Origin of the sequence: Vagococcus salmoninarum (assembly GCF_003987495.1) — a bacterium.
Classification (GTDB): domain Bacteria; phylum Bacillota; class Bacilli; order Lactobacillales; family Vagococcaceae; genus Vagococcus_D; species Vagococcus_D salmoninarum.
The window spans coordinates 70236-95681 of sequence record NZ_NGJU01000014.1 but is presented as its reverse complement, the minus strand read 5'-3'; the positions used below and the strand labels follow the sequence as shown (position 1 = coordinate 95681).

The following is a 25446-nucleotide window of genomic DNA, read 5'->3' as shown; positions in this document are numbered from 1 at the left end:
TTTAAACACCGCATTCTAATCAGTTTTAAAGTGACACAAAAAAGCAACTTCACCATTTCTGATGAAGCTGCCTAAGTAACTATTTATTCGACTAAATTTTAGCCATCCACACAATTTGACGTAGAGCCTTAATTTTAAGACTTTATTAACTTAATTTGTCTTCATTTTTGAAGCCGGGTCTAGTCTTCTTTCAAGAATTCCTAATAACCAGTCAACCATAATCGCCATTAAGGCCGTTGGTAACGCCCCAACTAAAATTAAGGCTGTTCCATCTGTGGCTTGAGTTCCTCGGCTAATAATATCACCTAAGCCCCCTGCCCCAACAAAGGAACCGATAGCAGTAATCCCGATGGCAACGACTAAAGCATTTCTAATCCCTGCCATAATCACGGAAATTGATAGTGGCAACTCGACTTGGAATAATAATTCTAAGCGGGTCATGCCCATCCCTTTACCAACATCTAAGACTGTTGGATCGACTTGAATCATCCCAGTATACGTATTCGAGATAATCGGCAGTAGTGAATATAGAAAGACTGTGACGATGACGGTATTAACACCTAAGCCTAAGCCCAGCATTAAGATTGATAACATCGCTAAGGAAGGGACTGTTTGAATCACATTAGCAGCACCTATTACCCATTTAGCTAACTTTTTCCGACGGGCAATCATTATCCCAACAGGAATACCGACTAGTGCTGCAAACAACACCCCGTAAGAAGAGATTAAGAAATGTCGACTAAACTGACTAATCACATAACTGCCATTTTCATTAAAATAGTAGAAAAATTGTTGGATGACATTTAAATCTTTCATCGCTTATTTCCCCCCTTCTTCTGAAAAGTAACGATTGTCTTGTAAAAAGCGAGTAGCCACAATTTCTGGTTCTAACAAATCGTTATCAACATCATAGTTTAATTGCTGCATAGTTTTAGTATCGATTTTTCCTGATAACTTAGCTAAAATTTCATCTAAGCCAGGATGTTCTGCTAAGAGCGTTTCACCAACGACAATCGACGCATCGTAAGGTGGGAAAAACTGGAGATCATCTTCGAGAACGACTAAGTCATAACTAGCAATCCGGCCATCAGTTGAATAACCAAGAACCACATCCATTTTACCGGCATTAACTGCGTCATAAACTAAACCAATTTGCATCGGATAAACTTTACCGAAGTCAAAACCGTAGTCTGCAACAAAGCCTTTATAGCCATCACCTTTACGGTCTAACCATGACGTATCTACCCCAGCGGTTAATTCTTTAGCAACGTCTTTTAAATCACTAATAGTCTTTAAATCATACTTTTCAGCCGTTTCTTGACTAACCATGAAAGCATACGTATTCGCAAAGCCGTAAGAGTCATACCAACGTTGGTCAAATCGTTCTTTAAATTCTTTTTGAACGATGGCCATCGCTTTATCTGGATCTTTTTCAGGTGGTAGCTTTAAGGCGCCACTTAAATCGGTCCCCGTGTAACGGGAAGCTGAAATACTCACATCGCCATTTAACATGGCTTGGTGCATCACTGTTGAGGTTCCTAAGTTATTGACCATATTAACTTTGATATCCGTATAATGTTCGATCATCCCTTTAACCATCCCCGCTAAAATCTGAGATTCAGAGGTTGACATACTACCAACAGAAACCGTATCTTTTGTATTGCCACTTGGCAAACCTGGCAGTGAACAGGCTGATAACAGGAGCAACGGCAAGATAAGCAGTGTTAAAGACGCTTTTTTAAATTGTTTCAACATACTTACTCACTCCTTTCAGTAACAGGAGTCAGTTTATCTTCGAGCTTTGAGAAGCCAAAGTCAGTGACTAAAGCTAAAATTGTCACTGGGATTGTTCCACCAATAATTAATTCTGGTAAATAGTTATTTAAGCCACTGAAAATCAAGTCACCTAAACCACCACCACCAATGTATGAAGCTAAGGTAGCCCAAGCAATCACATAGACTGCTGATAATTTAATGCCAGCCATAATCGTTGGCAAGGCGGCTGGGACTTCTACCATAATAATCGATTGGAGATTCGTCATACCCATTCCTTTAGCCGCATCTTTTAAATCTTCATTGACGCCATCCATCCCGATAAAAGTATTTCGTAAAATCGGTAAGAGGGAATAAATAAATAAGGCAATGACAGCTGGAAGTTTACCAACTCCGAGTAAAGGAACCATTAAAGCTAAGAGAGCTAGTGACGGTATCGTTTGTAGGAGACTGGCAATGCCAATAACTACGTTTGAGATTTTAGGTAAACGGGTTAAAAATACTCCTAAAGGGACCGCTACTAAAACACCTAGTAATAAGGAAATTGCTGAGATGCCAATGTGCTCCCATGTTTTAACAAATAATTCTTGGCCATGTTCTAATAAAAAAGCATTCATTAGACTTCCTCCTGACCGTTTTGATTTTCCTCTATAGCAGTTTCAAGGTAATCTTCGTCGCCCCAGACAACATCGTAAACAATGTCGACTAGTGAGGAACGGGTGACGATCCCAACAAGGCGGCTGTTCTCATCAACTACAGGCACATATTTCAAGCCTCGTTTTAAAATCCGTTGAAGTGTATCTCGTAAGAACGAATCTTTGCGAACAAAGAAGACTTCTTTTTGCATAATGTCGCCAACACTTGTGGCAGTTTTGCGATTACGATTGATGTCTTCAACATCAATAAAGCCTTTTAAGACTCCACTGCCATCAACAACTAGTAACGTATCCACCCGTTTTTCACGCATTAGTTTAATGCCTTCACTAATAGATTTCTCTGGCGTAATCGAAATTGCCGCTTTCAACATCACTTGCTCAACTGTGGTTTCTTCTTGACGGGCTTGCATTAAGCGATCTTCACCAATCAAATTTTCAACAAATTCATTAGCTGGCGCTTTTAAAATATTACTTGGGGTATCAAATTGTATCGCCTTACCATCATCCATAATTAAAATTCGGTTAGCTAATTTGATGGCTTCGTCCATATCGTGAGTTACAAAAACAATGGTTTTACCCATTTTTTCTTGTAATTCTTTAACTAAGTCTTGTAATGACTCTCGGGTAATAGGGTCTAAGGCACCAAAAGGCTCGTCCATTAAGATTAAATCTTGATCTGCTGCTAAGGCCCGAACGACACCAATCCGTTGTTGTTGCCCACCTGAAAGTTGGCTTGGGTAACGGTCTAGCATCTCTCGTGGCAATTCAACTAAGTCAATTAACTTGTCGGCAATTCGATTCCGTTCTTCTTCAGGCCATTTTAACAACTTAGGCACCATGACAATGTTTTCCCGAATAGTCATATGGGGCATTAAGCCAATATTTTGAATGACATAACCAATCCCTCGTCGTAACTCCACTGGGTCTTTCTTTTGAATGTCTTCACCATCAATTAAAATTTGACCGCTCGTTGGTTCAATCATCCGGTTCAGCATTCGCATCGTCGTTGTCTTACCACTCCCACTTGTGCCAATAAAACAGACAAACTCACCTTTATTGAATGAAATATTGACGTTATCTACGGCGACTTTGCCACCTTTAAAAGTTTTCGTTACATTTTTAAATTCAATCACATTCTTCACTCCTTACTTTTTTAGCTTTCTCAAATAAATAAAAGCTTTCTTCGAATTTAGTATTGAAATAAAATGTTTGTACACTTACAAGTATGGGGCATCTAAAAAAAAATTACAACTTTTAAAGGTTATAAATGGCGTATTTACGCATTTTAAGTCTGGCATCAGCCCCTTTATAACAGTTTAGAAAGCGCTTTTAGCTTTTTATTATAAAAGTACCTTAAATATGTCTAAAAGATGACTTTTTTATGACTAGTCAGCTAATCTAAGTTACAAATGACTGTAACTTAGATCTAGTTAACTAATTGCCTTCAACGAACCGATAACCAATGCCGACTTCAGTAATAATATACTCAGGATCAGCTGGGTTTTTTTCGATTTTTCGACGAATATTTGACATATTTACACGTAACGCTTGGTTTTCATTAAGGTAAGGTCCCCAAACTTCCTTAGTTATAAAATCATGGGTTAAGACTTTTCCTTGGTGTTTCACTAAGAGTTGTAAGATTTTATATTCTGTTGGTGTTAAGTGAACAACATTATCAGCTAATTTAATTTGGCGTTTTTCAAAATCAAAGCTTAACTCCCTAACTTGTAAGGTTTGTTCTGCTTCAACGGGTTTGCGACTATGACGCAACGCCGTTCTAATTCTCGCTAACAATTCTGAAGTCCCAAAAGGTTTCGTAATATAATCATCTGCTCCTGAATCTAGGGCTTTAACTTTTTCTGATTCGTGCTCCCGGGCGGAAACAATGATAATTGGTAATTCCGACCAACTTCTAACTTTTTCTAAAATAGTAAAGCCATCCATATCTGGAAGTCCTAAATCTAAAATCAATAAAGCTGGTTGATAACTAATTAACAAGCTCATACCAATTTTGCCGGTTCCAGCCTGTAACACTTGATAGTTTGCGGCTTCTAAAATAGCTGTCATAAAATTCATAATGGCTGGATCATCTTCAATGATTAAGATTGTTTGTTGATGCATGTTATTGCCTCCTCTCTACAGTGGTAAACTAAAACTGAAGGTTGCGCCTTTATCTTCGTTATTTTCACCATAAATACTGCCCTCATGTGCGAGAATAATTGTTTGACAAATCGATAAGCCGATTCCTAAGCCACGTTTACTATCAATCGGAAGCTGACTATCATCTGCCCCTCGTTGCTGACTAAAAAGATTGGCTAATTCTTGGGTAGTTAAGCCTCTGCCCTCATCTCTCACTTTAAATAGCGCTTCTTGCTTGCCTTTAGTAACAGTTACAGCGATATTAGCTGAGTTTCCCCCATGTTTAATGGCATTTTCCATTAAATTAATTAATACTTGTTCAATTAACTTGCCATCCATCTTAACAAGCAATAATTCACTAGGTACTTCCACATGAATCTCTTGTTCTTTAAAGCGTTTGCGAATGCGATTGACTGCCGAGCCAATAATTTCCTCGACTGCTTCTGGGTCTTTTTTTACTGCCATTCTCCCTTCATCAATCCGGGTTACTGATAAAATATTCTCCACCATGCGAATCAACCATTCCGAGTCTTCTTTAATATCTGTCAATAATTGTTTTTCTATCTCTGAAGAGATTTTCCCTTTATTATCTAATAAGGCAGAACTTGCGCCTAAAATCCCAGTTAACGGCGTTCTTAAATCATGGGAAATCCCTCGTAAAAGGTTGCCACGCATTTTTTCTTTAACATTTTCAATCATGATTTTTTGTTGCTCATCTGCTAATTGCTGCCGCTCGATTGCCAGAGACAATTGAAAACCAATTAGTTTCAAGAAATTGTGATTTTCGTAGTTTAAAGGGCCACTGCCTTGACATAAAATACCGATTACCCCAACGACTTCTTGATTAGCAAAGACCGGTAAATAATAGCCCTTGGCGCCCATTAAAGTATCGCTGCCATAGCCTGCTACTTGACCATTTGTAAAAACCCAATTGGCTACAGCTTGTTCTTCTTCACTTAATAAACTTGCTTGAGGAACTTCTAAATGATTGAAACTCGTTAACTCATAAACTAAGGTGGCTTTTTCTGGGTCTTTTGTATAAAAAATAATACTACGTTCTAAAGTTCTTCCTAAGTAATTATTAACTAGCGTCACAATTTCACTAAAGTTTTTTGTGCCTAATAAATTTTTATTTAACTCATAAATAATTGTCATGCGATGCTCTTTTTCAACTGACACTAAAGCTTGCTTTTTGACTCTAATCATCATATTACTAGTAATTAAAGCCACACTAAACATAATCACCATTGTAATCGGGTAGCCTGCTTTATAAACAGTTAATGAAAATAGTGGTTCCACAAAAAACCAGTTAAATAATAAAACACTAATAATTGAAGATAAGGCGCCATATAAGTACCCTTCAGTAATTCGTGAGATAATTAAAACAATGAACAAATAAATGACAATTACATTTTGATCCCCTAAACCTAGGAGTAAAAATACTTCTGAAAGTAGTGTGCCAATTAATAGTAAACTAGTACTTTTAACTAAATCACTAAGATTCAGCCACTTCTTTTTAAAGTTATAGTGATTCCTTTTACTATCCTCTGCTAGCTTGCCACCATCAAAAAAAGGCACAATATGAATTTCAACATCTGCTAATTCATTAATTAACTGATCTTCAATTTCTTGATGAAACAGATGGTAACGGTATTTTTTATGACGATTTTTACCTAAAATAATATCCGACACACCTGTAATTTTTGCATAATGAACTAAGGTAGCAATTTTATCGTCTGACTGTAAGGTGACTGTTTCGGCCCCTAAACTTTCAGCTAGTTCAAAAGATGGATGAGATTCCCCTTTTTCGTCTTGATCTTCATCTAAAATACAAAGGGCCACCCAAGCAACGCGAAAAGCAGCTGCTAACCGTGCTGTCCAACGTAAACACTTTTCAGTCCCTTTCGAAGACCGGGTATCAAGATAAACTAATAGCTTACTTTGAATTTTAGTTTTAGCCGCGGTTTTTTCAAAACGATTTTCTAGGCTGATGTGGTCAGCAGCCTTCCGAATAGCTATTTCCCTGAGCAAACTTAAGTTTTCTAAAGTAAAGAAATTATTTAAGGCTTTCTCCGTATTTTCAGCTGAATAAATTTTACCCGCTTGGAGTCTTTGTAATAATTCTTTCGGTTCAATGTCAATTAACTTAATTTGAGCTTCTTCAAAAAAGCTATCTGGTACTGTTTCAAGGACAGATATGCCAGTAATATCTTCCACAACATCATTTAAACTATCAATATGTTGAACATTGACAGTCGTGTAGACATCAATCCCCGCTCGCAACAATTCGTCGATGTCTTGATACCGTTTACGGTTTCGTGACCCAACAACATTCGTATGGGCTAATTCATCGACTAAAATCAATTCTGGTTTTAGCTTTAAGGCCTCTTCGAGATTAAATTCTGCCAAGTCTAGACTGCGATAGTTCATTTTTTTAATCGGTAACATCGGTAACTGTTGGACTAATGCCGTCGTTTCAGGGCGAGCATGAGGTTCCACGTAACCAATTAAGACTTTACGACCACTGGCCTGTTCTTCAATCCCTGCTCTTAACATGCCATACGTTTTTCCGACACCTGCTGCATAACCAAAGAAAACTTTTAAAGAGCCCCGTTGTTGATTATTTTGTTGATATTTAATTAATAAATGATCTGGATTCGGTCGCTCACTTTCTATTAGCACGAGACAACGCCCCTTTCGACAATTAATCATAAAGAAACTTCAGCCAAAGCTAAAGTTTCTTTTTATTTTTCTATTTGACTTGGAAATTTGCTAGCTCAAGATTAACTTGTAAAACATTCACTCGCTCATCTCCTATTTTACCAAATAAACGACCTTTTGTATGCTTATCTAAAAGCCTAGTAATCTCAGCTTGATTTAAGTGAGTAGTTTCCACAAGGCGGGGGATTTGATAATCGGCTGCAAGTCGACTAATCTCTGGATCTAAGCCACTTCCAGAAGCTAAAACTAATTCACTCGGAATCTCTTCTTTAGAACCATTTTCTTTCAGCAACGTTTTGATCCGTTCAGCAATAATCCCTTGTTGTTCAGGACTGACTGGTGATAAATTACTCGGTCCAGCCTTTGGTCGTCCTTGTAGAAACTGAGGGGCTGTAAACTCTTGACCAATCAACTCAGAGCCAACTATTACCGACTTGCCACCTTGATCAATTACTGAAATTTGGCTACCATTAGCTAAATCTGGAAAAAATACTTGAGCAATTCCCGTCACAGTCAGCGTGTAGAGTAATCCGCAAAGAAAGGTCATTAAGCCTAACATCATTAAGGATGCTTTAATAATTTCGATAAGTTTTTTCAATTTACACTTCCTCCTAAACTAACCCAACTAAGGTCAGACAAACATCAATTAATTTAATAGCGATAAAGGGGGCAATTAAGCCGCCTAATCCATAAACTAATAAATTGTGACGTAGCATTTGACTAGCTGGTAATTCTTTATAAGGGACGCCTTTCAACGATAAAGGGATTAAGGCAATAATAATTAAGGCGTTATAAATAATCGCCGCTAAAATTGCACTTGTTGGACTAGTTAACGCCATAATGTTTAAACTAATTAATTCTGGGTAGATGCCATAAAACAAGACTGGAATAATCGCAAAGTATTTAGCAACGTCATTTGCAATACTAAAGGTCGTTAAGGCACCACGAGTCATTAAGAGCTGTTTGCCTATGCGGACAATATCGATGAGTTTAGTTGGACTTGAATCTAAATCAATCATATTCCCAGCTTCTTTAGCTGCTTGGGTTCCTGTATTCATTGCAACTGCCACATCGGCTTGGGCTAAAGCGGGAGCATCATTAGTCCCATCACCAGTCATCGCAACTAAATGGCCAGCCTTTTGATACTGGCGAATTAAGTTTAACTTCGCTTCTGGCGTAGCTTCGGCTAAAAAATCATCGACACCAGCTTCGGCGGCAATGGCAGCGGCTGTCAGCGGGTTGTCCCCTGTGATCATAATGGTTTTGATGCCCATTTTCCGCATGTCATCAAAGCGTTCTTTGACTCCTTGTTTAACTATATCTTTTAAATAAACGACTCCTAAGACTTGATGATTTTTAGTCACAACTAAGGGCGTTCCGCCTAAATTAGCAATTTTCGTAACTAGTTTGTGGCATTCTTCCGTGTAACTTTCCCCATAGTCTTCAACATAGCTTTTAATCGTATCAGCTGCCCCCTTACGGATTTCAGCACCTTGATAATCGATGCCACTCATTCGCGTTTTAGCAGAGAAATCAATAAATGTCACTTCTGAATCTTTTAAATTACGGCCACGAATATCAAATAGTTCTTTGGCTAAAACTACGATGCTCCGGCCCTCAGCTGTTTCATCTGCTAAGGAAGCTAACTGAGCCGCATCAGCTAAATCCTTTTCCGAAGCCCCTTTAACAGGATAAAAGGCACTTGCTTTCCGATTGCCTAAAGTAATCGTGCCAGTTTTATCTAACATTAAAATATCAACATCCCCGGCTGCTTCAATCGCTCGTCCACTCATTGCGAGAACATTAGCTTGATTTAAGCGACTCATACCGGCAATTCCAATCGAAGATAACAACGCTCCGATAGTTGTCGGTGCTAGACAGACGATGAGAGCAATAATAATTGTCACTGATAATGATTCACCCGTTCCAGTTAATTTACTAGCAAATTGGGTATACGGCAATAAGGTCATTGACACAACTAAAAAAATTAAAGTTAAGGTAATTAGTAAGATTTGTAAGGAAATTTCATTTGGTGTTTTTTTACGGGCTGAGCCTTCGACCATGGCAATCATTTTATCTAAAAAACTTTCGCCGCTTTCGGCAGTTACTTGAATGACTAATTCATCTGAAACAACAGTTGTGCCTCCTGTCACGGCACTGCGGTCGCCGCCAGATTCACGAATAACTGGCGCTGATTCACCCGTTATGGCACTTTCATCAACAGAGGCTGCCCCGAAAATAACATCGCCGTCCATGGGAACTTGTTCGCCCGCCACGACATAAACTAGATCACCACGTTTTAAGTTTGTTGAATTAACCATTTCAAAAAGGGTCAGTTCCTCTTTTGACTTAACTCTTTTAGCATAGACTTCTTTCCGTGCACTTTTTAAGCTATCCGCTTGGGCTCTACCCCGTCCTTCGGCAATCGCTTCTGCAAAGTTAGCAAATAAGACTGTAGCCCATAATATCATAGCAATTGCTAAAGTAAACCAACTTGATGTATCACCTATACCCCAAAAGGTTAAGACATAAAGGAGGGTTGTCATCATGGCTCCTAAATAAACAACAAACATGACTGGATTAGCTAGTTGGGTTTTAAAGGACAATTTTGCCAAGGCTTGTTTCAAGGCATCCATTAACATATTTTTTTTTGAAATTTTTTCTTTCATCGTCTCCACCTGATTTCTATTTAATAGCCTAACTGATTATTTTGTCACAAAAAACTCTGCAATTGGACCTAACCCTAAGGCTGGTAAAAAACTCAAGGCACCAATTAAAAAGATCACGATTAATAGCATCGCTGTAAATGTGCCATTAGTAGTTGAAAGTGTGCCTTCACTAATTGCAACAGTTTGTTTTTTACTTAAGTTAGCACCTAGAAAAATAATTGCCAACATTGGTACAAAACGGACAATTAGCATCACGAAACCGCCAATTATATTTAAGAACGTCGTATTGGCTTCTAAACCTGCAAAGGCACTGCCATTATTATTAGCTAATGACGAAAAGGCATATAAGACTTCTGAAAAGCCATGAGCGCCACTGTTAGTTAACATGCTCGGGGCTTGTGGCCACAGGACAAAAACCATCGTCCCTAATAACGTCATTAAAGGTGGTGTTAAGATCACTAGACAGACCATTTTCATATCAAATGGTTCAATTTTCTTACCTAAATACTCAGGGGTTCGTCCGACTAATAGCCCCGCAATAAATACCGTTAGTAAGACAAAAGCAATCATGCCGTATAAGCCACTGCCTGCCCCACCAAAAACAATTTCTCCTAACTGCATTAAAAACATCGGAATCAGTCCGCCAATTGGCGTAAAACTATCCATCATAGCATTCACAGAACCATTTGAGGCAGCCGTTGTACTAACTGCCCACAAAGCCGACCAACCGATGCCAAAACGGGTTTCTTTCCCTTCAAGATTGCCCATTTGACTAATTTCTGGTTGTAATTGTTGATGGTTCATTTCACTCATCGTGACACCTACTAAGGCTAAGACAAAGATGATTAGTGTCACAACAATGATCGTCCGACCTTGCTTATGGTCTTTAACAAAATAACCAAAAGAAATTAATAAAGTCATTGGAATTAATAAAATCGCAAAATTTTCGACAATATTACTTAGTAACGTTGGATTTTCAAAAGGGTGGGTTGAATTTCCACCAAAATAGCCACCGCCATTAGTTCCTAGTTGCTTAATCGCAACTTGACTAGCCGCAGTTCCTAAAAATAACCAGCTTTCTTGACTACTTTCTAGACTTTGATAACTGACAGGCCCTGCCAAACTTTGGACTACGCCTTGTGAGACTAAGATTAAGGCGACAATAAAAGATAGTGGCAACAGAAAATACACCGTGGAACGAGTTAAATCTTGCCAAAAATTACCAATACTAGTAGCACTTTTTGCCATAAAGCCCCGGAGTAAAACAAATAACACAGATATGCCAACTGCTGCTGATAAGAAATTTTGAACTGTTAAGCCTAGACCTTGAATTAAAGGGGAAACAGCTGTCTCACCGGCGTAAGCTTGCCAGTTTGTATTTGTTACAAAACTCCAAGCTGTATTAAAGGCTAAACTCAGACTCGTTCCTGAAACATCGCCAGGGTTAACTGGTAATATCCCTTGTAGCACTAACATCACAAAGACTGTCACAAAACTAATTAACGTAAAGCTAATCAGTGATAATCCGTAGCGTTTGCCACTCATTTCTTGTTGGCTTTCCTTACCAATCATGCGATAAATACTTTTTTCAATGGGGGAAAACAATTTAGTTGTGAAAACTTTTTCCCCTGCCATTACTTTAAAGACATATTTTCCTAAAGGTAGGCTGATTAAAATTAACGTTATCAAAAATAAGCCTTGATATAAAAAGATTGCTGTCATTGTAAATCCCCCCAAAATAAGACATATAATAAATACATAAATAAAAACAAACCGATTAGCCCACAAATTATAATAATTATATTCATCTTTCGACTCCTTATCTTATGCTATCTTTAGGATAAGCTTTTTCTTATTAAGATAGTGTTAAGATAAATTGTTCTGATGTTAAGAAGGTGTAAAGAAAAAAGCTGTCTCAGATGAGACAGCTTTTAGAAATTATTTAATTATTGCCAACTAATATTGGCTTCGGCACATAAGGTCTCACCTGAATAGATTTGATGATGACTAATTGTCTCAGCAATTTCAGGAACAAAGCCCCATTGACTGTCGATCATTTCACTATAGTTTAATTCTTTATCGAAGCGAATATTAACGACTGTTGGTTGATGACTCGTTAAGAAATCGTAGTCTAAACAATCGACCATCCAATCTAAGTAGCGAGCATTATTAACGTGTTGATTACCATCAATGTCATTAAAGCGGACCCGGTAAGGCCGACTCTCGCCGGTAGTTTTTGGTAACATTTTAGTTCCTCGTTGTAACTTAGTAATTTTTTCACTTTCGTAAGGTTCGATAACTTCAAATGGCACACTAACCATCTTACGCGTCGTTAGATCCATTAAAACAAAGGTTGAGGTAATCGCCACACACTCCTTACCTTCAGCGTCATGAATCCAAAAATCACGGTAACAAAAGTACTTGTTGTAAGTCGTTGCCGCAGTTGTTACTGCGATTGTTTCACCAGCTTTTGGTAAACGACTGACCCGCATTTCATGTTGAGTAATCACCCAACCTAAGCCTAGGCTATTAATATAGTGTGAGCCTCTTGCTAAAGCCTCACTTTGTGATTCAGACGTATTGATCACAATGTTTAAAACCATTGGTAATGTTAGTTTGCCGGTAACGTCACATTCGTAAAACATGACTTCATGCTTTTCAGTAAATTTCTTTGCCATAAGTAACTAAGCCCCTATCTTTGGATTTATTCAATACTTACTATTCTAAACTAGACAAAAAATAGATACAAGTAAATAAATCATCTTTAAAGATTGTTTTATTTTTTAAAAAATGGAAGCGTTCTTCTTAAGAAAGACTGTTTCATTAAGATTGCGAGAAGCGTGTTAAATCTGATAGAATAGTAAATGAGAAAGTGAGGCCTCGTATTATGACACCGAATAAAGAAGACTACTTAAAACTCATTTTTGAATTAGGTGGGTACAGTAAAAAAATCAATAATAAATCAATCGTCGCAGGCCTAAATGTTTCTGCAGCCTCTGTCAGTGAAATGATCTCTAAATTAGAAAAAGACGGCTTTGTTAAACACTCTCCCTATCAAGGCGTCCAATTAACCGATGCTGGTTTACAACATGCTAGCACCTTAGTTAGAAAACACCGCCTCTGGGAAGTCTTTTTAGTCGAACATTTGGATTACGCTTGGAATGAAGTTCATGAAGAAGCTGAGGTTTTGGAGCATGTGACTTCTGAAGAATTAGCAAATCGAATCGAAGCTTACCTAGGCTTCCCTGATGTCTGCCCTCATGGCGGAGTGATCCCTGGCAATAACCAGATGATTCAAGAACGGAAAATGAAATCTCTTAATCAATGTAGCCTGGATGAGGAAGTTAAAATTGCCCGGGTCATCGATGAAACGGAGCTTCTAGATTATTTAGCTAGTATTGACTTAGGCATCAATGAAATTGTCACTGTCAAAAAGATTGGCGCCTATGAAGGGCCTTTGACTTTAGTTAATGCTGCTGGTAAAAAATATCATGTGAGCTTTAAAGCTGCCCATAATATTTTTGTCAGTGATTTAAGTTAACCTCGTTTAAGCGAGGTTTTTCCTTTATCTTAAACTAATGACTCCCTTCTCCTTGATTCACAGCATTTAAACTAGTAGAATAAAACTGTTGTATTTAACTAACCTAGAATTTTTCTGAGGTTATCCTGATCAAATAAAGAAAGTTAGGGGACTTATCATGTCGAATGAACAAGTAGCATTATTTACAATTTTTGGAGGAACTGGCGATTTAGCCAAAAGAAAGCTCTATCCTTCCCTTTTCAGACTCTATAAAAAAGGCTTTTTAAAAGAGCAGTTTGCCGTTATTGGCACTGCCCGTCGTGAATGGACCGATGAGTATTACCGTGAAATCGTTGGTGAAACAATTTTAGACTTAGAACCAACCCCAGCTGAGCTTGCTGATTTCACTAGTCACTTCTATTATCAAGCACATAATGTGACGGATACTGCCCACTATATTAACTTAAAAGAGCTATCAACTAAACTAGATACTAAGTATCACTTACAAAACAATCGTATTTTCTATCTAGCGATGGCACCAAACTTCTTTGGAACAATTACTGAACATATTAAATCAGAAGGTATTATGACCACGGATGGTTTTAACCGCTTAATTATTGAAAAACCTTTTGGAACGGACTATCAAACGGCTGAAACTTTAAACAATGAAATCCGGGCTGTCTTTAAAGAAGATCAAATCTTTAGAATTGATCATTACTTAGGTAAAGAGATGATTCAAAATATTTCTGCTGTCCGCTTTGGCAATAACATTTTTGAATCTTTATGGAACAATAAATACATTGACAATATTCAAGTCACTTTATCTGAGGCCCTTGGTGTTGAAGAACGAGGAGGCTACTATGATCAAAGTGGGGCTTTAAAAGACATGGTTCAAAATCATATCTTACAAGTCGTTTCATTATTAGCGATGGAACCACCTGCGATTTTCTCTGAAACGACGATTCGTGATGAAAAAATTAAAGCCTTGAACTCAATCCGCATTTATTCTGAAGCTGAGGCCCAAGAAAACTTCGTTCGTGGCCAATACGATGCCGGTCAATTAGCTAACCGCAACTTCTTACCTTACCGTCAAGAAGTCAATGTCGATCCTGCTTCACAAACAGAAACTTTTGTCGCTGGGAAATTTATGATTGATAACTTCCGTTGGCGTGGGGTACCCTTTTACGTTAGAACTGGTAAACAGTTAACAGAAAAAGGCTCACGTATTAATATTGTCTTTAAACCATCGCCGATTAATGTCTTCCGTAATCAACATGATTCCGCTTGTGACGCTGAAGAATTACCGAGAAATGTCTTAACGATTTATATTCAACCGACTGAAGGCTTCTCTTTAACTGTTAATGGCAAAGAAATTGGTGATGGCTTTAACATTGATCCAATCAAATTAGATTACCGTCACTCTGCTGAGTCTTTAGATAATAGTCCAGAAGCTTACGAGAAGCTAATCTTAGACTGTTTGAAGGGTGATAGCACTAACTTTACACATTGGGACGAAGTGGCTCAATCATGGCGTCTAGTGGACGTTATACGTCAAACATGGGATAAAGATCAAACTGACATTCCTAAGTATGCTAGTGGAACAATGGGACCTGACTGTGCTTTTGACTTATTAGCCAAAGATGGCTTCGATTGGATCTGGCATCCAGACGAGTGGTACCGTGACAATGGTCAACTATCTTAAAACAAAGAAAAACCTCCGATGAACTCGGAGGTTTTTTTGCTTGCTTTTTATTCGAAGCCTTCTGCTACAGCTTCTGGGAAGTTAGTTTCAACAATTTCAGCACACCGCTGACAAAGTGTTGGTAATTTAGCGTGACTACCAACGTCTTCTTTAACTGCGCGACAACGGTCACACGTTTCACCAAGGGCTTTTTCAACTAAAATAGCCATATTAGTGAAATCATGGGCGCCAGCTGGCGGAACAGTTCCCACAGCCGCAACTTCTACTTGAGAAACAATCAACAATTGTTCTAAGTTTGAGTTTAAGCTACCAATTAAAACCTTAACTGGTTCACTTGGGTAAATCGTTAATTTCGCTTCAAATGATTTGCCAATTAATTTTTCATTCCGGGCTTCTTCAAGAGTTTTCAATGCGTTGTCTCTTAATTCCATAAAGGCTGACCACATGTCTGTTAACTCTGCTTGGTTAGGGAATTCTTGATAACTAGGTAATTCTGCTAATTGGACGTAAGCTTCTGTTTCTTTTAAGTGACTCCAAATCTCTTCCGTTGTATGAGGTAAGATTGGTGTTAATAGTTTTGTTAAGGTTACTAAAATATCATAGAAAACAGTCTGCATGCAACGACGTTCGTAATTATCTTCTGCTTCGATGTAAACGACGTCTTTCGCAAAGTCTAAGTAGAATGATGATAATTCTTGAGTACAGAAATTAACTACTGTTTTGTAGACTGTTGAGAATGAGTACTTATCATATCCTTTTTCACGACTTTGTTTTGTAATTTCATTTAAACGGATAGTCATAAATTTATCAACTGAACGTAAATCATCGTAAGCAACAGCATGTTCTGCTGGCACAAAATCCGTTGTGTTGGCTAATAAGAAACGCATTGTATTTCTGATTTTTCGGTACATTTCAGAAATTTGATTCATCGTATTCATATCGACTTTAACATCTGATTCGTAATCAACACTAGCTACCCATAAACGAAGAATATCGGCACCCATTTGGTTGATAACTTTACTTGGTTCAATTGTGTTACCAAGTGACTTACTTTGTTTACGGCCTTGAGGATCTAAAGTAAAGCCTTGTGATAAAACTGCTTTGTATGGCGCTACACCGTTAATTGCCACACTTGTCGTAATACTTGAGTTAAACCAGCCACGGTATTGGTCAGACCCTTCTAAATACATATCTGCTGGAAATGATAAATTATCACGGCCACGTAAGACAGCTTCATGAGAAGATCCTGAATCAAACCAAACGTCCATAATATCAGTTTCTTTGCGGAATTCACCATTTGGACTACCTTCGTGGCTGAAGCCAGCTGGTAATAAATCTTTCGCATCCCGCTCGTACCAAACGCGAGAGCCTTCTTTTTCAAAAATATTCGCTACATGTTCAATCGTTTCAGTTGTTAAAATTGGCTCATCATTTTCAGCGTAGAAAATTGGCAATGGCACACCCCAGGCTCTTTGACGGGAAATCACCCAATCGCCACGGTCACGAACCATGTTATAAAGACGTGTTTTCCCCCAAGGAATTACCCAGTCAACAGCTTCTACTTCACTTAAAATTTTCTCTCTAAATTTATCAATCGATGCAAACCACTGAGGCGTTGCACGATAAATCACTGGTTTTTTAGTCCGCCAGTCATGTGGGTAACTATGAGTGAAGAAGTCTAGTTTTAAGAGTGCCCCTTTTTCACTTAGTAATTCAGTAATCATCGGGTTAGCTTTATCGTAGAAAATCCCTTCAAAACCAGGCGCTTCTGCTGTATAAACACCACGGTTATCGACTGGTGATAAAGGCTCGATGCCATAACGTTTGCTGACGATGTAGTCATCTTCACCATGGCCTGGTGCCGTATGAACAAGTCCAGTACCAGCGTCTAAGGTTACGTGATCCCCTAACATTAATAGTGACTCACGGTCATAAAATGGGTGTTGAGCTGTCATGTTTTCAAGTTCTGTCCCGGCAATTTCAGATAAGACCTCAACTTCTTGCCACTCAATCGCTTGAGATACCGTTTCTAGTAAATCTTTCGCCACAACAAATTTACGGCCATCAGCTTTAATGACTAAATACGTGTATTCTGGGTTAACTGAAATCCCTAAGTTTGATGGTAACGTCCAAGGAGTTGTTGTCCAAATGACAAATGACGTATCAGTATCTAATTTACCTTTACCATCTTTAACTGGGAAAGCCACATAGATTGAAGCTGATTTAACATCTTTGTATTCAATTTCTGCTTCGGCTAATGATGATTCACTTGATGGTGACCAATAAATTGGTTTTAAACCTTTATAAATATAACCTTTTTCAGCCATTTTACCAAAGACGCGAATTTGAGCGGCTTCGTAGTCAGGCGTTAATGTAATGTATGGGTTATCCCATTCACCAGCAACTCCTAAACGTTTAAAATCTTCACGTTGAGTGTCGACTTGCGTTAAGGCATACTCTTCACATTTTTTTAAGTATTCTGCGCGAGTTAATTCTTTCCGTTTAACCCCTTTATTAGCTAAAACTTGCTCGATTGGTAAACCATGAGTGTCCCAACCAGGCACGTAAGGCGAACGGAAACCAGACATTGATTTTGAACGGACAATAATATCTTTACTAATCTTGTTTAAAGCATGACCAAGATGGATGTTCCCATTGGCGTATGGAGGGCCATCATGTAAAATAAAGGTCGGTTTGCCTTCATTAATTTTTTGACGTTCTTCATAAATTTGTTTCTCTTCCCAATCTTTTTGCCATTCAACTTCTCTTACTGGTAAATTACCACGCATTGGGAAATCTGTTTTACCTAATTGCAATGTTTCTTTCATTTTCATAATCCGTTTGCCCCTTTATTTATATTAATAAGTTTAATTTAAAACATGTTTAGTCAGTGTTACCCTTCGAACTGAGTTGTGAGTCAATAGAAAAACACTTCGCCCCTAATAGGGACGAAGTGCTCGTGTTACCACCCAGATTTAGAATTTAATTGCTTAAATTCCCTCTCAAGATTCGTAACGGGAATTAGGCGTTAGTTATTACTTAAGTTCATAACTAAAGTATTAGAGAAGGATCTTTTTAATCATCATGGACTACCAAACTTTCACTTTCATTGGCTCGCTGTTAAGTTTAATGATTAACTTTTCTATTTCTCACTTTTAACGATCGCGACGACTTTTACGGTCTTTACGATCTGATTTATCATCAGCTGTCATACTTTTGCGAATCTCTTCAATACTCTCTTCTGGGCTTTCTGAAACGTTACTTTGTTCAACTAAGTCAGAAATTTCAATTGCTTGAGTATGTCCTTCAGATTCTACACTAACTTCTTGTTTGTTGTCAACTTCTTTTTCCAAAAGCTCTCTAACTGCTGAATGATCATCACCAATGTAGTTAGCAAAAGGTTGTAGCAAGTTATCCCAATCTTTACTCTTAACAATCTCTAACTGAGACTCAAGTAATAAAGCTAAGCTTCTATGGAATTCTCTTGTTTTCTTTTTCAAGTCGTCAGTTTCATGGGCAAGTTGACTAGCGTTTTGAGTCGCATTACGCATAATCTCTTCTGCTTTTTGATTTGCTTCACGAGTTGTTCGATCAGCTTCTTCTTGAGCTTTAGTTAAAATCGCTTTCGCATCAGCACCGGCTGAAGAAACTAAGACATCAGATTCTTTGACTGCTGTATTTTTAAGTTTATCAGCTGTATCTTGAGCAACAATGATTGATTGGTTTAAAGCATCTTTTAATTCATTAAAATATGTTAATTTTTCATCAGCATGTTTCAAGTTTTTTTCAAGTTCTCGCTTATCTCTAAGAGCATCTTCATAGTCAGCAATTACTTGATCTAAAAAATCATCTACTTCTTCTTGATTATACCCTCTCATTTTCGTTGGGAAGGATTTATTTTTAATATCTAATGGACTTAAAGCCATATCATTCACCTCAACATTTTTATTTTCTGAGAACAGCAAGCTGTACTCGGTGTTTATCTTTTTTAGTTTTTCCTTCAATCGTTCGTAACTGGATTCGGCCAAAGCCACGGATTGATATAATGTCTAACAAAGCTAACATAAAATCACTTCGTTGAATTTCAACCCAATTGACTTTTACTTTCCCGGAATCAACTAAGAGTTTTGAACGTTGTCTTGAGATATTAAAAACAGCCGAAATGATGTTGTCTACACGTAATGACGTAACCGTGTCAGTTTCAAATTCCCAGCTATCTTTAGCTACTAAAATATCAGTATAATTAATTTGCTTAACTTTCACAGACATACTACCAATTTTATCTAATTGACTGATAACAAAATTAGCAACTTCATGATTAATAAAAAACTGCCAACGTTCGCCATCAGAAATGATATCGCCGAAAAATTCTCGACGAATTCCAGAACTTAACAAAGTTCCTAAAATTTTTCCATGAGACAAACTACCAAATTTAACTGGGTACTGAATTTCATACAGTTCTACTTGATAATCTTCCTCTGTCGGCTCATAGTATGCTGGATAAATTAAGGCTCGGCGTCTTTCAGCACTTTCGTACCCACCATAGAAAGAATAGACTAATTCGCTATCACTTCCGATAATAGATTCTAAAATGAACGCCTGTCGAGGATCTAAAAAGTCAGTTAAGTACGGAGCGTACTGACTTTCAACTTGTTCAATCCAACCACCAATCATATCAACAAAAGGATGTTCATCTTTGCGAAAATGTTGGTAAACATTTGCATTCATAGATACACATCCTTTCAATAATATAATTTACTAAAACATCATAAATCTAAACATTACTTGTGACAGTATTTTAACACCAAAGTTTAAAGCTAAAATTGCTGCTAAAATAGTAAAGTCAATCCCGCCAAACCTTAAATTCAAGCGATCAAAGATTTTTATGTAAGGCTCACAGATTCTTCCAAGAAATTGGCCGATGGCTGATTGATAACCACCTGGAAACCATGATAATAATGCATAAATCATTAATGCGCCGGAGTAAATACCAACAATTTTATATATTAAATACATTAAACTTCCTATCAAACTAACACGTCCTTCTAGTATTCTTTAAACTGAGTACTTAATAGGCTTTTGGCTGTTTCACTATCAATTTCCGTATTTGGAGGAGTACAAATGAATATTTCATTTCCTAACCGTTGGATATCCCCATCAAGAGCATAAACTGTTCCTGTCAAGAAATCGACTATCCGACGGGCTTGTGTTTCTTCAACAAGATGGAAATTAATAATGACTATTTCATTTCTGAAAATACATTTTGCAATATTTTTAGATTCAGTATATGTTCGTGGTTCTAAAATCGAAATCTTTTTCACTTTGTCTTCACCTGCCACATCTCTTTGGAGCATTGATTCTTTCTTGCTCATTTGCACTACTTTTTTAGGCATTCTAACGTTTTCCAACGGAGCCGTTTTTTCAACCTTAGGAATCACTTCCTGCTGTTGTTCAACTTTTTCAACTCTAGGTTGCTTTTGACTTGTCTTCATAGTGTTGTTCGAATAGGTATTCTCTGCTTTCCCTTCATCTTGAAAATATGAACGGCTTTGGCTTGAATAACTATTTTTTGGTTTTTCAACATATGCATTATCCGAATATGATTCTTCTAATGCATCACTATCACTAAGTCCGAAAAATTTTTGTATTTTCTCAGCTGCTGTTGACATATTCATCCTAACTCACCCTTTTATTTTCTATTCTTTAAAAAAAGCAGTACCTATTCTAATTAATGTAGCACCAGATTCAATCGCTAAGGGATAATCTTGACTCATTCCCATACTAAGTTCTGTACAGGGAGCGTGACTCAAGTTTAACTTAACAATTTCTTCCTTTTTTTTAGCCAATGTTTCAAAATATCTTACGATTTCTTCATCACTTGCATCATACGGAGCCATAGTCATTAAACCAACTACTTTAATTCTATCAAATCTTTCTAAATTAACAATAAATTTGATTGTGTCTTCTAAAAGACAGCCTTGTTTACTTGCTTCTTCAGAAACATTGACTTGTACAAAACATTTAATTGTTCTTGTTCCACGTTTTTGGATCTCCATGGCTAATGATTCTTTGTCTAAAGCATGGAAGTAATCAATCTGATTAATTACCTCTTTGACTTTTCGACGTTGGAGACGGCCAATAAAGTGCCACACAATCTCATGATCTTGTAGCAGCCTTTGTTTCTCTAGCAAACTTTCAACACGATTTTTACCAAACTCATTAATACCTGCTGAAATCAAAGGTAACATTTTTTCAATCGAGACCGTCTTAGTAACTGCAACTAGTTTAACTGTCTCTTGATCTCGCTTAGCTAAAGTACAAGCTTGAGAGATTGTTGCTCTTATTTGATTAAGATTGCTCTCAAGCATGACTCATAACTCCTTTTAGCGTTTACGTCGGAAAAATGCCGGTGTATTTAACTCATCGTCATCATTGTTTGATGGCTCTGGGTCTTTTGAAAAAGTGTCGAAATCTTTTTTCTCTAATTTTTCAAATTGTGTTTCTTCAAAATTACCACGTTGGCTTGGTTCTCTGCGAATATCCCAGTCTCCAAAAGCACTTTCGTCTTCTGACTCTGGTTTAACCGGTTCGATGTCCATCGTTGGTCTTGGTGTTGGTGCTACGACATGGGACGGTGCTGTAGTCGCTTGTTGTGGGCTTGCTTGTCTAGCGACGGTGCGTCCCTTTTTTTTTTCATTTTTAGTTGGATCAATCCCTGTTGCAATAACAGTTACGATGATTTCATCTTTCAAGTCTTCATTAATTGAAGTTCCTAAAATGATGTTGACATCACTATTAGCTGCACTTGTGACAATGTCAGAAGCATCTTGGGCTTCAAATAAAGTCATATCAAGGCCACCAGTAATATTAAGTAAGACTTGTTCTGCGCCATCAATTGATGTTTCAAGTAATGGTGAAGAAATAGCTTGTTTCGTTGCTTGGATCACACGATCCTCACCACTAGCAGAACCGATTCCCATTAAGGCTGTTCCTTGGTTTTCCATAACTGTTTTAACATCAGCGAAGTCCAAGTTAACGTAACCAGGTGCAGTAATTAAATCTGAAATTCCTTGTACCCCTTGGCGTAAAACGTTATCAGCTTCACGGAAGGCTTCTAAGATTGGTGTTTTTTTGTCAACAATCTCTAATAGACGGTTGTTTGAAATAATTAGTAATGTATCCACGTTTTCTTTTAATTGAGAAATTCCTTCAGCAGCGTAACGGCCACGTTTTGGTCCTTCAAAACTAAAGGGACGTGTCACAACTCCGACTGTTAAAGCTCCAAGTTGTTTAGCGATACGGGCTACTTCTGGAGCAGCTCCTGTACCAGTTCCACCACCCATACCAGCAGTAATGAAAATCATATCAGCACCACTCATAGCATCGGCTAAGATTGACTCACTTTCTTCCGCGGCTTTTTGGCCAACTTCCGGTTGTGAACCAGCACCTAGGCCTCTTGTGTACTTAGGTCCTAATTGAATAACTGTTTCAGCTTTGCTATCTTTTAGTGCTTGAACATCTGTGTTCGCAACGATAAACTCCACGCCTTTAACGTTTTCATCGATCATGCGATTGACAGCATTACCACCACCGCCACCAACTCCGATTACTTTAATTACTGCGCCGTTATCAATATTATTATCAATTGAAAATTCCATCTCGTTTTAGTCCTCCTATTTTTTTATTAGTCAAAAATATTAGAAAGGAAACCTTTAAGCTTATCCTTCACATTCTCGCCTTTTGGCTCATCGCCAGTGTAGTCGTCATAAACGACTGCTTGTTCTTGTTTAACTTCTTGTTCTTTTGGATAAGCTTTCTCGTAGTGGACTTCGTCATTCGACTGACTGACAGAAAGTTTGCCACCCGTTACGGCTACTTTAGAAATATGATAGATCTCATTCAATTGAGCACCATACTCAACAATGCTAATTGCATTAGCAAAGATTGGGTTTCTTAAGCCCATATGATTCGGTACATGTAACTTAACATGAGCGCCGAAAATATCACTTGCCAACTCTACAATCCCAGGAATGCTAGCATTCCCACCTGATAAGATAATTCCACCAGGTAAGCCTAAAGCGTCAATTTCTTCTAAAGCAACTTTTGCTTTAGTGAAAATTTGTTCCATGCGGGCTTCAATAATTTCAGACAAGTAACGCTCATCTACTTTGATTGGATCATTTTGACCAATGACATCAACAGGAAATTCTTCATGAGAAGAAGTTCTCTCTGGGTAGGCATCACCATAGTTGATTTTTAGTGCTTCAGCGTTATTTAGTGACGTATTTAAGACGACTGAGATGTCTTTTGTCACAAACTCTCCGCCCTCTTGTTCAACATGTGTAAATTTTAATTCGTTTTCGTACATTACAGCAGTCGTTGTTTGACCACCACCCATGTCGATGACAATCGTCCCAAAATCTTTTTCACCATCTGATAAAATAGACTCTGTTAAGGCTAAGGGGGTAATCACAATTTCAGCTAATTGTAAGCCAGCTTTTTCAACACATTTTTTAATGTTGTGAATAATAGTTTTAGGACCAGTAAAGACTAGACCATTCATATCCAAACGAACACCAATCATACCTCGTGGATCTTTGATGCCATCAAAACCATCAACTTTATATTCTTGTGGAATTAAAGTAATGATTTGACGTTCTGGCGGTGTCGAACGAACAATTGCCGCTGAGGCAACGTTGCGAACATCTGCATCGGTAATTTCTTTTGATTCAGTACTAACGGCGATCATGCCCTCACATTTTTCAACTTCTAGTAAGTTAGCTGGTAAACCAACATTAACTTTTCTAATTTGAATGCCTGATTTTTCTTCTGCTTGGCTAATCGCTCGTTTAATTGAATTAACAGCTTTATCAATATCAATCACGATACCGCGACTTAACCCTTCAGCTTTAGCATTTCCTACACCAATAATATTTATTTGTCCTTCTATGTATTCAGCTACAACAACCTTAACTGATGTTGTACCAATATCTAGGCCAACGTAAATCCCTGTTTTTGCCATGAAAGGTAATCCCTCCTATTTTAAATTGCAATTTCGTTCATGAGAAAATCATATTTTTATATTTTAATTTCTAAATAACTATCTTCTTACAATTCTACCATAAATCGCAGACTTTACAAAAGAAGAATACATAATTATTCGTTATTTTTTTCTTTATTTTCATCTTCAAGCTGTTTTAACCATGCTTCATAGTCATTTTTGGCTTTTTCTTCGGCTTTTTGTTTCTTTATTTCATCAAAAGACGTAGAAAATATTCCTGCCTCCATGTCTACGACTCCTTTTTCACTCATTTCTGAGGCAACTTGAGGATAATAATTAATTTTGTCTTGGTAATCTTTCGTTGATGCAATGATTTGGTTCCCATCTTTCATTGTCATCGTGACTAAATACTCATTATTTTTTGAAGGTGTGCTACTGATTTCTTTAATGTTATTTTTCACAACCTCATCAACTTTATTAATATTTGCCATTAAGTTTTCTAAACTAACTCCTGGCGTAAAATTAATTAAAACTAAAAATTGATCATCTGCTTGTTCAACTGTTTCGTTAGTTAAAATAACGCCATTTTCTAAGACTGGGTGAAATACTTTACCTTCCTTAGCATAGGCAATTTCAGAAAATTCAGTGACGACAATTTTTAAATTGTTTATTTTAGACAGATGAACTTCAACATCTTTTATGCGAGGATGGCTTGCTTTTACTTTTGCCAACACTGACTTATCAAAATAGGCCGACCAAATGCCGTCCTTGTCACTAAGTTTCGTTGCTTTAGCAATTAAACTAGCCTCAACTTTTTGGTTACCAACTATTTCCAAACGGTTAACTTTACTTAAAGGCGAGACATAATAAATCATCCCTAAAGCGGCTATGCCAAAAAGAGAAACTAACAACGTTAACCGTTTTTTAAGCCGTTGTTGTCTTTGGACTTTCATTTTAGGTAGTTTATCAGCAAAAGACCGAGATTTAGGTAAGTCTTTTAAAACTTTCTTATCTTGTTCTTCTCTTGACTCATCCGTTTCAATTTCTTCTACTATTTCAGGGCTTTCTTCCTCTTCAAGGAGTTCTTCTTCAAGTTCCTGATCTGCTTCTAACTCTTCTTCAACATCTTGCCACTGAGGGCGATCACCATGTTGTTCTAAGTATCTAATATTTTCTCGTTGCCAAGGTGTAAGCATCTCCTCGCGGGTCTCATTTGAGTCTTGCTCACTTGATGGCTGGTCGTCTTTTGTCATGATGCTTACCTC

Annotated in this window: 21 protein-coding genes; 2 read left to right on the top strand and 19 right to left on the bottom strand. The window is 37.6% G+C overall.

Annotation, left to right across the window (positions count from 1 at the left end; translation table 11 throughout):
- Positions 1–150: 150 nt before the first annotated feature.
- The 10 genes from CBF35_RS09980 to CBF35_RS09935 all read right to left on the bottom strand — a co-directional run bounded on the left by CBF35_RS09980 (position 151) and on the right by CBF35_RS09935 (position 12636).
- Positions 151–816: an ABC transporter permease gene (locus CBF35_RS09980; RefSeq protein ID WP_126780699.1), complete on the bottom strand. Its 666-nt coding sequence runs from the start codon at positions 814–816 to the stop codon at positions 151–153.
- Positions 817–819: 3 nt separating this feature from the next.
- Complete coding sequence (locus CBF35_RS09975; RefSeq protein ID WP_280530457.1) at positions 820–1752, bottom strand: osmoprotectant ABC transporter substrate-binding protein; 933 nt, start codon at positions 1750–1752, stop codon at positions 820–822.
- 5 nt (positions 1753–1757) lie between these two features.
- Positions 1758–2390 carry an ABC transporter permease gene (locus CBF35_RS09970; RefSeq protein ID WP_126780695.1) on the bottom strand — a complete coding sequence of 211 codons (633 nt, stop codon included), beginning with the start codon at positions 2388–2390 and terminating at the stop codon, positions 1758–1760.
- A complete protein-coding gene (locus CBF35_RS09965; RefSeq protein WP_126780693.1) occupies positions 2390–3571 on the bottom strand; it encodes a betaine/proline/choline family ABC transporter ATP-binding protein in 1182 nt (393 codons plus the stop codon). The genes CBF35_RS09970 and CBF35_RS09965 overlap by 1 nt, the downstream gene beginning before the upstream one ends.
- A 292-nt stretch (positions 3572–3863) precedes the next feature.
- Positions 3864–4550, bottom strand: a complete 687-nt coding sequence (locus tag CBF35_RS09960; RefSeq protein ID WP_126780691.1) for a response regulator — start codon at positions 4548–4550, stop codon at positions 3864–3866.
- Positions 4551–4565: 15 nt separating this feature from the next.
- On the bottom strand, positions 4566–7250 hold the full coding sequence (locus CBF35_RS09955) for a sensor histidine kinase (RefSeq protein ID WP_244922590.1): 2685 nt from the start codon (positions 7248–7250) through the stop codon (positions 4566–4568).
- Between the two features lie 70 nt (positions 7251–7320).
- Entirely contained in the window at positions 7321–7887 is a 567-nt protein-coding gene (locus CBF35_RS09950) for a potassium-transporting ATPase subunit C (protein WP_244922589.1), read from the bottom strand.
- 13 nt (positions 7888–7900) lie between these two features.
- Positions 7901–9931 (bottom strand): potassium-transporting ATPase subunit KdpB, encoded by a 2031-nt coding sequence (gene kdpB / locus CBF35_RS09945; protein WP_425330185.1) that lies wholly within the window; start codon positions 9929–9931, stop codon positions 7901–7903.
- 63 nt (positions 9932–9994) lie between these two features.
- Positions 9995–11680 carry a potassium-transporting ATPase subunit KdpA gene (gene kdpA / locus CBF35_RS09940; protein ID WP_126780684.1) on the bottom strand — a complete coding sequence of 562 codons (1686 nt, stop codon included), beginning with the start codon at positions 11678–11680 and terminating at the stop codon, positions 9995–9997.
- 224 nt (positions 11681–11904) lie between these two features.
- Entirely contained in the window at positions 11905–12636 is a 732-nt protein-coding gene (locus CBF35_RS09935) for an acyl-[acyl-carrier-protein] thioesterase (protein ID WP_126780681.1), read from the bottom strand.
- Positions 12637–12845: 209 nt separating this feature from the next.
- On the opposite strand from CBF35_RS09935, the gene CBF35_RS09930 reads away from it, so the two are divergent.
- Together CBF35_RS09930 and zwf are read left to right on the top strand one after the other, a co-directional pair.
- On the top strand, positions 12846–13499 hold the full coding sequence (locus CBF35_RS09930) for a metal-dependent transcriptional regulator (protein ID WP_126780679.1): 654 nt from the start codon (positions 12846–12848) through the stop codon (positions 13497–13499).
- Positions 13500–13656: 157 nt separating this feature from the next.
- Complete coding sequence (gene zwf, locus CBF35_RS09925; protein ID WP_126780677.1) at positions 13657–15180, top strand: glucose-6-phosphate dehydrogenase; 1524 nt, start codon at positions 13657–13659, stop codon at positions 15178–15180.
- Between the two features lie 47 nt (positions 15181–15227).
- Here zwf and ileS read toward each other — a convergent pair whose 3' ends face one another.
- The 9 genes from ileS to CBF35_RS09880 all read right to left on the bottom strand — a co-directional run bounded on the left by ileS (position 15228) and on the right by CBF35_RS09880 (position 25434).
- Entirely contained in the window at positions 15228–18014 is a 2787-nt protein-coding gene (gene ileS, locus CBF35_RS09920) for an isoleucine--tRNA ligase (protein WP_126780675.1), read from the bottom strand.
- A 321-nt stretch (positions 18015–18335) separates the two neighbouring features.
- Positions 18336–19106: a DivIVA domain-containing protein gene (locus CBF35_RS09915; RefSeq protein WP_126780673.1), complete on the bottom strand. Its 771-nt coding sequence runs from the start codon at positions 19104–19106 to the stop codon at positions 18336–18338.
- A gap of 19 nt (positions 19107–19125) precedes the next feature.
- Entirely contained in the window at positions 19126–19908 is a 783-nt protein-coding gene (locus CBF35_RS09910; protein WP_126780671.1) for a YlmH family RNA-binding protein, read from the bottom strand.
- Between the two features lie 30 nt (positions 19909–19938).
- The gene (locus CBF35_RS09905; RefSeq protein WP_126780704.1) at positions 19939–20196 is read right to left on the bottom strand and encodes a YggT family protein; all 258 of its coding nucleotides are present in this window, start codon (positions 20194–20196) and stop codon (positions 19939–19941) included.
- Positions 20197–20225: 29 nt separating this feature from the next.
- Positions 20226–20855, bottom strand: coding sequence for a cell division protein SepF (locus CBF35_RS09900; RefSeq protein WP_126780669.1), 630 nt, complete (start codon positions 20853–20855; stop codon positions 20226–20228).
- 21 nt (positions 20856–20876) lie between these two features.
- Positions 20877–21548 carry a YggS family pyridoxal phosphate-dependent enzyme gene (locus tag CBF35_RS09895; RefSeq protein ID WP_126780666.1) on the bottom strand — a complete coding sequence of 224 codons (672 nt, stop codon included), beginning with the start codon at positions 21546–21548 and terminating at the stop codon, positions 20877–20879.
- Between the two features lie 15 nt (positions 21549–21563).
- Positions 21564–22838: a cell division protein FtsZ gene (gene ftsZ, locus CBF35_RS09890; protein WP_126780664.1), complete on the bottom strand. Its 1275-nt coding sequence runs from the start codon at positions 22836–22838 to the stop codon at positions 21564–21566.
- Positions 22839–22864: 26 nt separating this feature from the next.
- On the bottom strand, positions 22865–24202 hold the full coding sequence (ftsA, locus tag CBF35_RS09885) for a cell division protein FtsA (protein ID WP_126780662.1): 1338 nt from the start codon (positions 24200–24202) through the stop codon (positions 22865–22867).
- 134 nt (positions 24203–24336) lie between these two features.
- Complete coding sequence (locus CBF35_RS09880) at positions 24337–25434, bottom strand: cell division protein FtsQ/DivIB (protein ID WP_126780660.1); 1098 nt, start codon at positions 25432–25434, stop codon at positions 24337–24339.
- Positions 25435–25446 lie beyond the last annotated feature (12 nt).

Bases quoted from the DNA above. Each gene is read 5' to 3' on its own strand.
- CBF35_RS09980 (WP_126780699.1), bottom strand. From the start codon at position 816: ATGAAAGATTTAAATGTCATCCAACAATTTTTCTACTATTTTAATGAA.
- CBF35_RS09970 (WP_126780695.1), bottom strand. From the start codon at position 2,390: ATGAATGCTTTTTTATTAGAACATGGCCAAGAATTATTTGTTAAAACA.
- CBF35_RS09960 (WP_126780691.1), bottom strand. From the start codon at position 4,550: ATGCATCAACAAACAATCTTAATCATTGAAGATGATCCAGCCATTATG.
- kdpB (WP_425330185.1), bottom strand. From the start codon at position 9,931: ATGTTAATGGATGCCTTGAAACAAGCCTTGGCAAAATTGTCCTTTAAA.
- kdpA (WP_126780684.1), bottom strand. From the start codon at position 11,680: ATGACAGCAATCTTTTTATATCAAGGCTTATTTTTGATAACGTTAATT.
- CBF35_RS09935 (WP_126780681.1), bottom strand. From the start codon at position 12,636: ATGGCAAAGAAATTTACTGAAAAGCATGAAGTCATGTTTTACGAATGT.
- CBF35_RS09930 (WP_126780679.1), top strand. From the start codon at position 12,846: ATGACACCGAATAAAGAAGACTACTTAAAACTCATTTTTGAATTAGGT.
- zwf (WP_126780677.1), top strand. From the start codon at position 13,657: ATGTCGAATGAACAAGTAGCATTATTTACAATTTTTGGAGGAACTGGC.
- ileS (WP_126780675.1), bottom strand. From the start codon at position 18,014: ATGAAAATGAAAGAAACATTGCAATTAGGTAAAACAGATTTCCCAATG.
- CBF35_RS09915 (WP_126780673.1), bottom strand. From the start codon at position 19,106: ATGGCTTTAAGTCCATTAGATATTAAAAATAAATCCTTCCCAACGAAA.
- CBF35_RS09910 (WP_126780671.1), bottom strand. From the start codon at position 19,908: ATGAATGCAAATGTTTACCAACATTTTCGCAAAGATGAACATCCTTTT.
- CBF35_RS09905 (WP_126780704.1), bottom strand. From the start codon at position 20,196: ATGTATTTAATATATAAAATTGTTGGTATTTACTCCGGCGCATTAATG.
- CBF35_RS09900 (WP_126780669.1), bottom strand. From the start codon at position 20,855: ATGAATATGTCAACAGCAGCTGAGAAAATACAAAAATTTTTCGGACTT.
- CBF35_RS09895 (WP_126780666.1), bottom strand. From the start codon at position 21,548: ATGCTTGAGAGCAATCTTAATCAAATAAGAGCAACAATCTCTCAAGCT.
- ftsZ (WP_126780664.1), bottom strand. From the start codon at position 22,838: ATGGAATTTTCAATTGATAATAATATTGATAACGGCGCAGTAATTAAA.
- ftsA (WP_126780662.1), bottom strand. From the start codon at position 24,202: ATGGCAAAAACAGGGATTTACGTTGGCCTAGATATTGGTACAACATCA.
- CBF35_RS09880 (WP_126780660.1), bottom strand. From the start codon at position 25,434: ATGACAAAAGACGACCAGCCATCAAGTGAGCAAGACTCAAATGAGACC.